General features: G+C 57.5%; 11 protein-coding genes. All 11 read left to right on the top strand.

The window, feature by feature from the left end; genetic code table 11:
* The first annotated feature begins 12 nt into the window (after window positions 1-12).
* On the top strand, window positions 13-1,815 hold the full coding sequence (nuoC, locus tag ACOTZP_RS14495; protein WP_003861484.1) for an NADH-quinone oxidoreductase subunit C/D: 1,803 nt from the start codon (window positions 13-15) through the stop codon (window positions 1,813-1,815).
* A 2-nt stretch (window positions 1,816-1,817) separates the two neighbouring features.
* Window positions 1,818-2,318: an NADH-quinone oxidoreductase subunit NuoE gene (gene nuoE, locus ACOTZP_RS14490; RefSeq protein ID WP_006176513.1), complete on the top strand. Its 501-nt coding sequence runs from the start codon at window positions 1,818-1,820 to the stop codon at window positions 2,316-2,318.
* Window positions 2,315-3,652: an NADH-quinone oxidoreductase subunit NuoF gene (gene nuoF, locus ACOTZP_RS14485; RefSeq protein ID WP_006811381.1), complete on the top strand. Its 1,338-nt coding sequence runs from the start codon at window positions 2,315-2,317 to the stop codon at window positions 3,650-3,652. The genes nuoE and nuoF overlap by 4 nt, the downstream gene beginning before the upstream one ends.
* 54 nt (window positions 3,653-3,706) lie before the next feature.
* On the top strand, window positions 3,707-6,430 hold the full coding sequence (nuoG, locus tag ACOTZP_RS14480; protein ID WP_271075021.1) for an NADH-quinone oxidoreductase subunit NuoG: 2,724 nt from the start codon (window positions 3,707-3,709) through the stop codon (window positions 6,428-6,430).
* Window positions 6,427-7,404, top strand: coding sequence for an NADH-quinone oxidoreductase subunit NuoH (gene nuoH / locus ACOTZP_RS14475; protein ID WP_022648828.1), 978 nt, complete (start codon window positions 6,427-6,429; stop codon window positions 7,402-7,404). The genes nuoG and nuoH overlap by 4 nt, the downstream gene beginning before the upstream one ends.
* A 14-nt stretch (window positions 7,405-7,418) precedes the next feature.
* Window positions 7,419-7,961, top strand: a complete 543-nt coding sequence (gene nuoI / locus ACOTZP_RS14470) for an NADH-quinone oxidoreductase subunit NuoI (RefSeq protein WP_003861491.1) — start codon at window positions 7,419-7,421, stop codon at window positions 7,959-7,961.
* A gap of 10 nt (window positions 7,962-7,971) precedes the next feature.
* Complete coding sequence (gene nuoJ, locus ACOTZP_RS14465; protein ID WP_006176507.1) at window positions 7,972-8,526, top strand: NADH-quinone oxidoreductase subunit J; 555 nt, start codon at window positions 7,972-7,974, stop codon at window positions 8,524-8,526.
* Window positions 8,523-8,825 carry an NADH-quinone oxidoreductase subunit NuoK gene (gene nuoK / locus ACOTZP_RS14460; protein ID WP_006176506.1) on the top strand — a complete coding sequence of 101 codons (303 nt, stop codon included), beginning with the start codon at window positions 8,523-8,525 and terminating at the stop codon, window positions 8,823-8,825. Before nuoJ ends, nuoK begins: the two co-directional genes overlap by 4 nt.
* Window positions 8,822-10,663, top strand: a complete 1,842-nt coding sequence (nuoL, locus tag ACOTZP_RS14455; protein WP_022648827.1) for an NADH-quinone oxidoreductase subunit L — start codon at window positions 8,822-8,824, stop codon at window positions 10,661-10,663. The genes nuoK and nuoL overlap by 4 nt, the downstream gene beginning before the upstream one ends.
* A gap of 160 nt (window positions 10,664-10,823) precedes the next feature.
* Window positions 10,824-12,353: an NADH-quinone oxidoreductase subunit M gene (nuoM, locus tag ACOTZP_RS14450; protein ID WP_023300624.1), complete on the top strand. Its 1,530-nt coding sequence runs from the start codon at window positions 10,824-10,826 to the stop codon at window positions 12,351-12,353.
* A 6-nt stretch (window positions 12,354-12,359) separates the two neighbouring features.
* On the top strand, window positions 12,360-13,817 hold the full coding sequence (gene nuoN / locus ACOTZP_RS14445) for an NADH-quinone oxidoreductase subunit NuoN (protein WP_271075022.1): 1,458 nt from the start codon (window positions 12,360-12,362) through the stop codon (window positions 13,815-13,817).
* The last annotated feature ends 59 nt before the right edge of the window (window positions 13,818-13,876 follow it).

The raw sequence follows: 13,876 nt of genomic DNA, 5'->3' as shown, positions 1-13,876 counted from the left end.
GGACCATTTGCAATGGTGAACAATATGACCGACTTAACCGCGCAAGAAGCCGCCTGGCAGACCCGGGATCATCTCGATGACCCCGTCATTGGCGAACTGCGCAACCGTTTTGGGCCGGATGCCTTTACTGTTCAGGCCACCCGCACCGGGGTACCCGTTGTTTGGGTGAAGCGTGAGCAATTACTGGAAGTTGTCGATTTCCTCAAGAAATTGCCAAAACCTTACGTCATGCTGTTTGACTTACACGGCATGGACGAACGTCTGAGAACGCACCGCCAGGGTCTCCCTGCTGCGGATTTTTCCGTTTTCTACCACCTGATCTCAATAGACCGCAACACGGATATCATGCTCAAGGTGGCATTGTCTGAAAACGACATGCATCTGCCGACGATCACCAAACTTTTCCCAAACGCTAACTGGTACGAGCGTGAAACCTGGGAAATGTTCGGCATGACCTTCGACGGCCACCCCCATCTGACGCGCATCATGATGCCGCAGACCTGGACCGGCCACCCGCTGCGTAAAGACTACCCGGCACGCGCCACCGAATTCGACCCGTTTGAGCTGACCAAAGCCAAGCAGGATCTGGAGATGGAAGCGCTGACCTTCAAGCCGGAAGACTGGGGCATGAAGCGCGGCACCGAAAACGAGGACTTCATGTTCCTTAACCTCGGTCCAAACCACCCGTCTGCGCACGGTGCATTCCGTATTATTCTTCAGCTTGACGGCGAAGAGATTGTCGACTGCGTGCCTGACATTGGCTACCACCACCGTGGTGCCGAGAAGATGGGTGAGCGTCAGTCCTGGCACAGCTACATTCCGTATACTGACCGTATCGAATACCTCGGCGGCTGCGTAAACGAGATGCCATACGTGCTGGCCGTTGAGAAACTGGCAGGCATCACCGTCCCGGATCGCGTTAACGTGATTCGCGTGATGCTGTCTGAACTGTTCCGTATTAACAGCCACCTGCTGTACATCTCCACGTTCATTCAGGACGTCGGCGCGATGACGCCGGTCTTCTTCGCCTTTACCGACCGTCAGAAAATCTACGATCTGGTGGAAGCGATTACCGGTTTCCGTATGCACCCGGCCTGGTTCCGCATCGGCGGCGTGGCGCACGATCTGCCGCGCGGCTGGGACCGCCTGCTGCGTGAATTCCTCGACTGGATGCCGAAACGTCTGGCGTCTTACGAGAAAGCCGCGCTGCGTAACTCCATCCTGAAAGGCCGCTCCCAGGGCGTTGCTGCCTACGGCGCGAAAGAGGCGCTGGAGTGGGGAACCACAGGTGCTGGCCTGCGTGCGACCGGTATTGATTTCGACGTGCGTAAAGCCCGTCCTTACTCTGGCTACGAGAACTTCGACTTTGAAGTCCCGGTTGGCGGCGGCGTTTCCGACTGCTACACCCGCGTGATGCTGAAAGTGGAAGAGCTGCGCCAGAGCCTGCGCATCCTTGAGCAGTGCCTCAACAACATGCCGGAAGGCCCGTTCAAGGCGGATCACCCGCTGACGACGCCGCCACCGAAAGAGCGCACGCTGCAACATATCGAAACCCTGATCACCCACTTCTTGCAGGTTTCCTGGGGCCCGGTCATGCCGGCACAAGAATCCTTCCAGATGATTGAAGCGACCAAGGGTATCAACAGCTACTACCTCACCAGCGACGGCAGCACCATGAGCTACCGTACCCGCGTGCGTACGCCAAGCTTTGCGCACCTGCAGCAGATCCCGGCCGCTATTCGCGGCAGTCTGGTCTCCGACCTGATTGTGTATCTGGGTAGTATCGATTTTGTTATGTCAGATGTGGACCGCTAATTATGCACGAGAATCAACAACCACAAACCGAGGCTTTTGAGCTGAGTGAAGCAGAGCGTGCCGCCATTGAGCACGAGATGCACCACTACGAAGACCCGCGTGCGGCGTCCATTGAAGCGCTGAAAATCGTACAGAAACAGCGTGGTTGGGTGCCGGATGGGGCGATCTATGAGATCGCAAAAGTGCTGGGCATTCCGGCAAGTGACGTAGAAGGCGTAGCCACGTTCTACAGCCAGATCTTCCGTCAGCCGGTCGGCCGCCATGTGATCCGCTACTGTGACAGCGTTGTCTGCCACATTACCGGTTATCAGGGCATTCAGGCTGCGATTGAGAAGAAACTTAATATTAAGCCGGGCCAGACCACGTTCGACGGACGCTTTACCCTGCTGCCAACCTGCTGCCTGGGTAACTGCGACAAGGGACCGACCATGATGATTGATGAGGACACTCACAGCCATCTGACGCCGGAAGCGATTCCTGACCTGCTGGAGCAGTACAAATGAAAACTGTAATTCGTACTGCTGAGACGCATCCGCTGACCTGGCGTCTGCGCGATGACAAACAGCCGGTCTGGCTCGACGAATATCAGAGCAAAAACGGCTATGCCGGTGCGCGTAAAGCCCTCGGCGGCATGGCGCCAGACGACATCGTTAATGCGGTAAAAGATTCTGGCCTGAAAGGGCGCGGCGGTGCGGGCTTCTCCACCGGTCTGAAGTGGAGCCTGATGCCGAAAGATGAATCCATGAACATCCGTTACCTGCTGTGTAACGCCGATGAAATGGAGCCGGGTACCTATAAAGACCGCCTGCTGATGGAACAGCTGCCGCACCTGCTGGTGGAAGGCATGCTGATCTCAGCGTTCGCGCTGAAAGCGTACCGTGGCTACATCTTCCTGCGCGGTGAATACATCGAAGCGGCTGAAAACCTGCGTCGCGCGATTGCCGAAGCCACTGAAGCCGGACTGCTGGGTAAAAACATCCTGGGCACCGGGTTTGACTTCGAGCTGTTCGTGCACACCGGTGCCGGGCGTTATATCTGCGGTGAAGAAACCGCGCTGATTAACTCCCTGGAAGGCCGCCGCGCGAACCCGCGCTCCAAGCCACCGTTCCCGGCAAGCTCCGGCGTGTGGGGTAAACCGACCTGTGTAAACAACGTCGAAACCCTGTGTAACGTTCCGGCTATCCTTGCGAACGGCGTGGAGTGGTATCAGGGCATCTCATCAAGTAAAGATGCCGGTACCAAGCTGATGGGCTTCTCCGGTCGCGTGAAGAATCCTGGCGTCTGGGAGCTGCCGTTCGGCACCACCGCACGTGAAATTCTTGAAGACTACGCCGGCGGCATGCGCGATGGCCTGAAATTCAAAGCCTGGCAGCCGGGTGGGGCAGGGACAGACTTCTTAACCGAAGCCCACCTTGACCTGCCAATGGAGTTCGAAAGCATTGGTAAAGCAGGCAGCCGTCTGGGTACCGCGCTGGCGATGGCCGTCGACCACGAGATCGGCATGGTATCCCTGGTGCGTAACCTGGAAGAGTTCTTCGCCCGCGAGTCCTGCGGCTGGTGTACACCATGCCGTGACGGTCTGCCGTGGAGCGTGAAGATCCTGCGCGCTATCGAACGTGGCGAAGGCCAGCCTGGCGATATCGAGACACTTGAGCAACTGTGTCGATTCTTAGGGCCAGGTAAAACCTTCTGTGCCCACGCACCGGGTGCCGTCGAGCCGCTGCAGAGCGCGATTAAATATTTCCGCGACGAATTCGAAGCAGGCATCAAGCAGCCGTTCAGCAATACCCATTCTATCAATGGTATTCAGCCGAACCTGCTGAAAGCACGCTGGTAAAAACAGAATTTTGATTAACGCTCGGTTTCGGCCGAGCCAACTGGAAGCATGCTAATGGCTACGATTCATGTAGACGGCAAAGAATACGAAGTCAACGGGGCGGACAACCTGCTGGAAGCTTGTCTGTCTCTTGGCCTCGATATTCCGTACTTTTGCTGGCATCCGGCGCTGGGCAGCGTCGGTGCTTGCCGCCAGTGTGCGGTGAAGCAATATCAAAACGCGGAAGACACGCGTGGTCGACTGGTGATGTCCTGTATGACGCCAGCCACCGAAGGCACTTTTATTTCGATTGATGACGAAGAAGCCAAACAGTTCCGCGAAAGCGTAGTGGAGTGGTTGATGACCAACCACCCACACGACTGTCCGGTGTGTGAGGAGGGTGGTAACTGCCACCTTCAGGATATGACCGTCATGACCGGTCACAGCTTCCGTCGCTATCGCTTTACCAAGCGTACCCACCGAAATCAGGATCTGGGGCCGTTCATCTCTCACGAAATGAACCGCTGCATCGCCTGCTACCGCTGCGTGCGTTACTACAAAGATTATGCAGACGGTCAGGATCTGGGCGTGTATGGCGCGCATGACAACGTTTACTTCGGTCGTCCGGAAGACGGTACGCTTGAAAGCGAATTCTCCGGTAACCTGGTAGAAATCTGCCCGACCGGCGTGTTCACGGATAAAACCCACTCCGAGCGTTACAACCGTAAATGGGACATGCAGTTTGCGCCAAGCATCTGCCAGCAGTGCTCCCTCGGCTGTAACACCAGCCCGGGTGAACGTTACGGTGAACTGCGTCGTATCGAAAACCGTTACAACGGTACCGTTAACCACTACTTCCTCTGCGATCGCGGTCGTTTTGGCTATGGCTATGTGAACCTGAAAGACCGTCCGCGTCAGCCGGTTCAGCGCCGTGGCGACGACGTCATTACCCTCAACGCTGAACAGGCGATGCAGGGCGCGGCAGATATTCTGCGCCAGTCGAAGAAAGTGATCGGCATCGGCTCCCCGCGCGCCAGCATCGAAAGCAACTTCGCACTGCGTGAGCTGGTTGGGGCGGAAAACTTCTATACCGGTATCGCCCATGGCGAGCAGGAACGTCTGCAACTGGTGCTGAAAGTGCTGCGTGAGGGCGGTATACACACGCCTGCGCTGCGCGAAATCGAATCCTATGATGCGGTTCTGGTGCTCGGGGAAGACCTGACGCAGACCGGCGCACGCGCGGCTCTGGCGGTTCGTCAGGCGGTGAAGGGTAAAGCACGTGAAATGGCAGCGGCGCAGAAAGTGGCTGACTGGCAGATTGCGGCGATCCTCAACATCGGCCAGCGCGCGAAGCATCCTCTGTTTGTGACTAACGTCGACAACACCCGTCTGGACGATATCGCCGCGTGGACCTACTGCGCACCGGTTGAAGATCAGGCGCGCCTCGGCTTTGCCATTGCCCACGCGCTGGACAGCAACTCGCCGGCCGTTGAACTGGATCGCGACCTGCAGAACAAGGTCGACGTGATTGTTCAGGCGCTGGCGGGGGCGAAGAAACCACTGATCATTTCCGGTACCAACGCCGGTAGCGCTGAAATCATTCAGGCCGCAGCGAACGTTGCCAAAGCCCTGAAGGGCCGTGGCGCTGACGTCGGTGTGACCATGATTGCCCGTGCGGTGAACAGCATCGGACTGGGCATGATTGGCGGCGGCTCGCTGGAAGAAGCGTTAAGCGAACTGGAATCCGGTTCTGCTGATGCGGTGGTAGTGCTGGAAAATGACCTGCATCGCCACGCTTCCGCCGCTCGCGTTGACGCCGCGCTCTCCAAAGCACCGCTGGTGATGGTTATCGACCATCAGCGCACCGCGATCATGGACAAAGCGCATCTCGTGCTCTCTGCTGCAAGCTTCGCAGAAAGCGACGGGACGGTGATCAACAATGAAGGCCGCGCACAGCGCTTCTTCCAGGTTTATGACCCGGCCTACTACGACAGCAACACCGTGATGCTGGAAAGCTGGCGCTGGCTGCACTCTCTGCACAGCACCGTGCAGAGCCGTGAAGTGGACTGGACGCAGCTCGACCACGTTATCGACGCGGTTGTTGAGAAACTGCCTCAGTTGGCGGGCATTAAAGACGCCGCGCCTGACGCAAGCTTCCGTATTCGCGGCCAGAAACTGGCGCGTGAGCCGCACCGCTACAGCGGTCGTACTGCGATGCGTGCCAACATCAGCGTGCACGAACCGCGTCAGCCGCAGGATAAAGACACCATGTTCGCCTTCTCGATGGAAGGGAACAACCAGCCGTCTGCGCCGCGTTCGCAAATCCCGTTTGCATGGGCACCGGGCTGGAACTCCCCACAGGCATGGAACAAATTCCAGGCTGAAGTGGGTGGTCATCTGCGCCACGGCGATCCGGGCGTGCGTCTGTTTGAAGCCTCCGAAACCGGTCTGGACTTCTTCTCTACCGTTCCGGAACGTTTCCAGGCTCAGGAAGGCCACTGGCGTATTGCGCCGTACTACCATCTGTTCGGTAGCGACGAAATGTCCCAGCGTTCTCCGGTATTCCAGCAGCGTATGCCGCAGCCGTACATCAAGCTCAACCCGGCGGATGCCGCGAAGCTTGGCGTTAACGCGGGTGCGAACATTGCCTTTAGCTACGACGGCCAGACAATCAGCCTGCCGCTGATTATTTCTGAAAGCCTGTCAGCAGGGCAGGTGGGTCTGCCGATGGGTATGCCTGGCATCGCGCCGGTCCTGGCGGGTGCGCATCTTGATAACCTTCAGGAGGCAAAAGCATGAGTTGGTTAACGCCGGATCTTATCGACATCCTGCTGAGCATTCTGAAAGCGGTCGTCATTCTGCTGGTGGTCGTCACCTGCGGCGCGTTCATGAGCTTTGGTGAACGTCGTCTGCTCGGTCTGTTCCAGAACCGTTACGGACCGAACCGCGTGGGCTGGGGTGGTTCACTCCAGCTGGTGGCGGACATGATCAAGATGTTCTTTAAAGAGGACTGGGTTCCGCGCTTCTCGGACCGCGTGATCTTTACGCTGGCGCCGATGATCGCCTTTACCTCGTTGCTGCTGGCGTTTGCTATCGTTCCCGTCAGCCCGACCTGGGTGGTGGCTGACCTGAACATCGGCATTCTGTTCTTCCTGATGATGGCAGGCCTCGCGGTGTACGCGGTGCTGTTCGCAGGCTGGTCCAGTAACAACAAATACTCGCTGCTGGGTGCGATGCGTGCTTCCGCGCAGACGCTGAGCTACGAAGTGTTCCTGGGACTCTCCCTGATGGGCGTGGTGGCGCAGGCCGGTTCATTCAACATGACCGACATCGTCAACAACCAGGCCGACATCTGGAACGTTATCCCGCAGTTCTTTGGTTTTGTGACCTTTGCTATCGCGGGCGTGGCGGTGTGTCACCGTCACCCGTTTGACCAGCCAGAAGCCGAACAGGAACTGGCCGACGGTTACCACATTGAATATTCCGGTATGAAATTCGGTCTGTTCTTCGTGGGCGAGTACATCGGTATCGTCACCATTTCCGCGTTGATGGTAACGCTGTTCTTTGGTGGCTGGCATGGCCCGTTCTTACCGCCGTTCATCTGGTTCGCGCTGAAAACCGCGTTCTTCATGATGATGTTCATTTTGATTCGTGCGTCCTTACCGCGTCCGCGTTATGACCAGGTAATGTCCTTCGGCTGGAAAGTGTGCCTGCCGCTGACGCTCGTCAACTTGTTGGTAACGGCGGCTGTCATTCTCTGGCAGCAGCCATAAGGGGCTTTGAGATCATGACCTTAAAAGAATTACTCGTAGGCTTTGGCACCCAGGTACGCAGTATCTGGATGATCGGCCTGCACGCGTTTGCCAAACGCGAAACCCGGATGTATCCGGAAGAGCCGGTATATCTGCCGCCGCGCTACCGTGGCCGTATCGTGCTGACGCGCGACCCGGACGGCTCCGAGCGCTGCGTAGCCTGTAACCTGTGTGCGGTAGCGTGTCCGGTAGGCTGTATCTCTCTGCAGAAAGCCGAGACGGTAGACGGCCGCTGGTACCCTGAGTTCTTCCGCATCAACTTCTCACGCTGCATTTTCTGCGGTCTGTGTGAAGAAGCGTGCCCAACCACGGCGATTCAGCTGACTCCAGACTTCGAGCTGGGTGAGTACAAGCGTCAGGACCTGGTGTACGAGAAAGAGGATCTGCTGATTTCCGGTCCGGGCAAATACCCGGAATATAACTTCTACCGGATGGCGGGTATGGCAATCGACGGCAAAGATAAGGGCGAAGCAGAGAACGAAGCTAAGCCTATCGACGTCAAGAGCCTGTTACCGTAAGGAGAGGGCAATGGAATTCGCTTTTTATATCTGTGGCCTTATCGCCATCCTGGCTACGCTGCGAGTGATCACGCACACCAATCCGGTGCATGCGTTGCTGTATTTAATCATTTCGCTGCTGGCTATTTCCGGGGTGTTCTTTGCGCTGGGCGCGCACTTCGCCGGTGCGCTGGAAATTATCGTCTACGCGGGTGCCATTATGGTGCTGTTCGTGTTCGTGGTGATGATGCTCAACCTGGGCGGCTCTGAAATTGAACAGGAACGTCAATGGTTAAAACCGCAGGTGTGGATTGGCCCGGCAATTTTGTCGGCCATCATGCTGGTGGTGATTGTTTACGCTATTCTGGGCGTTAACGACCAGGGCATTGACGGCACGCCAATCAGCGCCAAGGCTGTTGGTATTGCGCTGTTTGGTCCGTACGTTCTGGCGGTTGAACTGGCCTCTATGCTGCTGCTGGCGGGCCTGGTTGTTGCCTTCCACGTCGGTCGCGAAGAACGTGTTGGTGAGGTGCTGAGCAACCGCACTGATGACCGTGCGAAAAGAAAAACGGAGGAGCGCGCATGATCCCCTTAACACATGGACTGATCCTCGCTGCGATTTTGTTCGTTCTGGGCTTAACCGGTCTGGTTATCCGCCGCAATCTGCTGTTTATGCTGATCGGTCTGGAAATCATGATCAACGCTTCCGCGCTGGCCTTTGTGGTCGCCGGTAGCTACTGGGGCCAGGCCGACGGTCAGGTGATGTACATTCTCGCCATCAGCCTCGCGGCTGCCGAAGCGAGTATTGGCCTGGCGCTGTTGCTGCAGCTCCATCGTCGCCGCCAGAACCTGAACATCGATTCAGTAAGTGAGTTGCGTGGATGAACATGCTTGCCTTAACCATTATTTTTCCGCTGATTGGCTTCGTGCTGCTGGCATTTTCTCGCGGCCGCTGGTCTGAGAATCTGTCTGCCACCGTGGGCATTGGCTCAATCGGTCTGGCTGCGCTGGTGACAGCGTATGCGGGTATCGATTTCTTTAACAATGGACGTCAGGCCTACAGCGTGCCGCTGTGGAACTGGATGTCGGTCGGTAACTTCAACATCGGTTTCAACCTGGTGCTGGATGGTCTGTCTCTGACCATGCTCTCCGTGGTCACCGGCGTCGGCTTCCTGATCCACATGTTCGCCTCCTGGTACATGCGCGGTGAAGAGGGATACTCCCGCTTCTTCGCCTACACCAACCTGTTTATCGCCAGCATGGTGGTTCTGGTGCTGGCCGATAACCTGCTGCTGATGTATCTGGGCTGGGAAGGCGTGGGTCTGTGCTCTTACCTGCTGATCGGTTTCTACTACACCGATCCGAAGAATGGCGCAGCGGCCATGAAAGCGTTCGTCGTGACCCGCGTGGGTGACGTCTTCCTCGCTTTCGCGCTGTTCATTCTCTACAACGAACTGGGCACGCTGAACTTCCGCGAAATGGTGGAACTGGCGCCAGCGCACTTCGAAGCAGGCAACAACATGCTGTGGTGGGCAACGCTGATGCTGCTGGGTGGTGCTGTGGGTAAATCCGCACAGCTGCCGTTGCAGACATGGCTTGCCGACGCGATGGCGGGTCCAACCCCTGTCTCCGCGCTGATCCACGCCGCGACCATGGTCACCGCCGGTGTCTACCTGATTGCGCGTACCCATGGCCTGTTCCTGATGACCCCGGAAATTCTGCATCTGGTGGGTATCGTCGGTGCGGTTACGCTGGTGCTGGCAGGCTTTGCCGCACTGGTGCAGACCGACATCAAACGCGTTCTCGCGTACTCCACCATGAGCCAGATTGGTTACATGTTCCTGGCGCTGGGCGTTCAGGCGTGGGACGCAGCCATTTTCCACCTGATGACGCACGCGTTCTTTAAAGCGCTGCTGTTCCTCTCATCCGGTTCGGTGATCCTGGCCTGCCACCACGAGCAGAATATCTTCAAAATGGGCGGACTGCGTAAGTCCATCCCGCTGGTCTATGTCTGCTTCCTGGTAGGCGGCGCGGCGCTGGCGGCACTGCCGCTGATTACCGCAGGCTTCTTCAGTAAGGATGAAATCCTGGCGGGCGCCATGGCGAATGGTCATATCAATCTGATGGTTGCGGGTCTGGTCGGTGCGTTTATGACCTCCCTGTACACCTTCCGTATGATTTTCATCGTCTTCCACGGTAAAGAACAAATTCACGCTCACGCAGGGAAGGGGATTACCCACCACCTGCCGCTGATTGTGCTGCTGGTACTCTCCACCTTCGTTGGCGCGATGATTGTGCCACCGTTGCAGGGCGTACTGCCGGCAACAACCGAGCTTGAGCACGGTCGCGTTCTGACGCTTGAAATCACCTCCGGCGTTGTGGCTATCGCGGGCATCCTGATTGCCGCATGGCTGTGGCTGGGCAAACGCACGCTGGTGACTGCCGTTGCCAACAGCGCGCCGGGCCGTCTGCTGGGCACCTGGTGGTACAACGCATGGGGCTTCGACTGGCTGTACGACATGATCTTCGTGAAGCCGTTCCTGGGCATTGCGTGGCTGTTGAAGCGCGATCCGCTGAACAGCCTGATGAATATCCCGGCGATCCTCTCTCGCTTTGCAGGTAAAGGCCTGCTGTACAGCGAGAACGGCTATCTGCGCTGGTATGTGGCATCCATGAGCATCGGTGCGGTTGTCGTGCTGGCGCTGCTGATGGTGTTGCGATAGTGGTTTTTGCCCGGTGGCGCTGTGCTTACCGGGCCTACGAGACCGTAGGTCGGGTAAGCGTGAGCGTCACCCGACACCACATACCGCACTAACACGTGAATTTTGTCGAATTCGTTGAAAATCGGTCCCTGAGGGACTTTAACAAGGAATAAAAATCGCCATGTTATTACCCTGGCTAATATTAATTCCCTTCATCGGCGGCTTCCTGTGCTGGCAGACTGAACGCTTTGGCGTGAAGATGCCGCGCTGGATCGCGCTGATCACCATGGGATTGACGCTCGCGCTTGGCCTGCAACTGTGGTTGCAGGGTGGCTACTCATTGACCCAGTCTGCGGGCCTTCCGCAGTGGCAGTCTGAGTTCATTCTGCCGTGGATCCCACGTTTCGGTATCACGATCCACCTTGCGATTGACGGTCTGTCGCTGCTGATGGTCGTGCTGACCGGTCTGCTCGGCGTTCTGGCGGTACTCTGCTCCTGGCGAGAAATCGAAAAATACCAGGGCTTCTTCCACCTGAACCTGATGTGGATCCTGGGCGGCGTTATCGGCGTGTTCCTGGCCATCGACATGTTCCTGTTCTTCTTCTTCTGGGAGATGATGCTGGTGCCGATGTACTTCCTGATCGCGCTGTGGGGCCACAAGGCATCCGACGGTAAAACGCGTATCACGGCGGCCACCAAGTTCTTCATCTACACCCAGGCGAGTGGTCTGGTGATGTTGATTGCCATCCTGGCGCTGGTGTTTGTGCATTACAACGCCACCGGCGTCTGGACCTTCAACTATGAAGATCTGCTGAAGACCCCGATGTCCCACGGTGTGGAATACCTGCTGATGCTCGGCTTCTTCATCGCCTTCGCGGTGAAAATGCCGGTGGTTCCGCTGCACGGCTGGCTGCCGGACGCGCACTCTCAGGCGCCAACGGCGGGTTCCGTTGACCTGGCGGGTATCTTGCTGAAAACGGCGGCCTACGGTCTGCTGCGTTTCTCCCTGCCGCTGTTCCCGAACGCCTCCGCAGAGTTTGCGCCGATTGCCATGTGGCTTGGCGTGATCGGTATCTTCTACGGTGCATGGATGGCCTTCACGCAGTACGACATCAAACGTCTGATTGCTTACACCTCCGTTTCCCACATGGGCTTCGTACTGATTGCCATCTACACCGGTAGCCAGCTGGCGTACCAGGGCGCGGTGATCCAGATGATTGCGCACGGCCTGTCCGCTGCCGGTCTCTTCATCCTGTGTGGTCAGCTGTACGAACGTCTGCATACCCGCGACATGCGTATGATGGGCGGCCTGTGGGGCAAAATGAAATGGCTGCCTGCACTCTCCATGTTCTTCGCGGTTGCCACCCTGGGTATGCCAGGTACCGGTAACTTCGTTGGCGAATTTATGATTCTGTTCGGCAGCTTCAAAGTGGTTCCGATGATTACCGTCATCTCCACCTTTGGTCTGGTGTTCGCCTCCGTGTACTCGCTGGCGATGCTGCACCGCGCCTACTTCGGTAAAGCGAAGAGCGAAATTGCTGCTAAAGAACTGCCGGGGATGTCGCTGCGTGAGCTGTCCATCATCCTGCTGCTGGTCGTACTGCTGGTGCTGCTGGGCTTCTATCCGCAGCCGATTCTGGATACCTCGCACTCCGCGATGGGTAACATCCAGCAGTGGTTTGTTAATTCTGCTTCTACTACAAGGCCGTAATTCGCCATGACAATAACTCCACAACAACTGATCGCGCTGCTACCGCTGCTGATCGTCGGATTGACGGTGGTGGTTGTGATGCTCTCCATTGCGTGGCGACGCAATCACTTCCTGAATGCGACCCTGTCCGTTCTGGGTCTGAACGCTGCGTTAGTCTCCCTCTGGTTTGTTGGCCAGGCGGGCGCAATGGACGTCACGCCGCTGATGCGCGTTGACGGCTACGCCATGCTCTACACCGGTCTGGTGCTGCTGGCGAGCCTGGCAACCTGTACCTTTGCGTACCCGTGGCTCGAAGGGTACAACGACAACAAAGAAGAGTTTTACCTGCTGGTACTGATTGCCGCACTGGGCGGCATTCTGCTGGCGAACGCGAACCACATGGCCGCGCTGTTCCTCGGTATTGAGCTGATCTCACTGCCGCTGTTCGGCCTGATTGGTTACGCCTTCCGCCAGAAACGCTCACTGGAAGCGGCTATCAAGTACACCATCTTGTCCGCTGCTGCGTCGTCGTTCCTGCTGTTCGGTATCGCGCTGCTGTATGCACTGACGGGTAACCTCTCCTTCCTGGCGCTCGGCAAGAGCCTCGGCGACGGCATGATGCATGAGCCGCTGCTGCTGGCGGGTCTGGGCATGATGATTGTAGGCCTTGGCTTTAAACTCTCTCTGGTGCCGTTCCACCTGTGGACGCCAGACGTTTATCAGGGTGCGCCAGCGCCGGTCTCTACCTTCCTGGCGACGGCGAGTAAAATCGCTATCTTTGGCGTGGTCATGCGTCTGTTCCTGTACGCCCCGGTGGGTGACAGCGAAGCGGTTCGCGTGGTGCTGGGCATTATCGCGTTCGTCTCCATCATCTTCGGTAACCTGATGGCGCTGAGCCAGACCAACATTAAGCGTCTGCTGGGCTACTCCTCAATCTCCCATCTGGGCTACCTGCTGGTGGCGCTGATTGCGCTGCAAAGCGGTGAGATGTCGATGGAAACCGTGGGTGTGTATCTGGCCGGTTACCTGTTCAGCAGCCTCGGCGCGTTCGGCGTGGTGAGCCTGATGTCCAGCCCGTACCGTGGGCCGGATGCAGATTCCCTGTTCTCCTACCGTGGTCTGTTCTGGCACCGTCCGATTCTGTCTGCGGTAATGACCGTGATGATGCTCTCTCTGGCGGGTATCCCGATGACGCTGGGCTTTATCGGTAAGTTCTACGTGCTGGCCGTCGGTGTGCAGGCGGGTCTGTGGTGGCTGACTGCCGGTGTCGTTATCGGCTCCGCGATTGGTCTTTACTACTACCTGCGTGTGGCTGTGAGCCTGTACCTGAGTGCGCCTCAGCAGCTCAACCGTGATGCGCCGTCCAACTGGCAGTACAGCGCCGGGGGGATCGTGGTGCTGATCTCCGCGCTTCTGGTGCTAATCTTCGGTATCTATCCGCAGCCGCTGATTGAGATTGTGCAGCGCGCGATGCCGCTGATGTAAAAGCAAAAAACCCGCCTCGGCGGGTTTTTTATTGCCCAACGGCGCTACGCTTGCAGGGC

This window comes from Enterobacter cloacae complex sp. SYL001 (assembly GCF_049237025.1).
Taxonomy (GTDB): Bacteria; Pseudomonadota; Gammaproteobacteria; order Enterobacterales; family Enterobacteriaceae; genus Enterobacter; species Enterobacter intestinihominis.
This window is presented reverse-complemented; position numbering and strand designations above follow the sequence as displayed.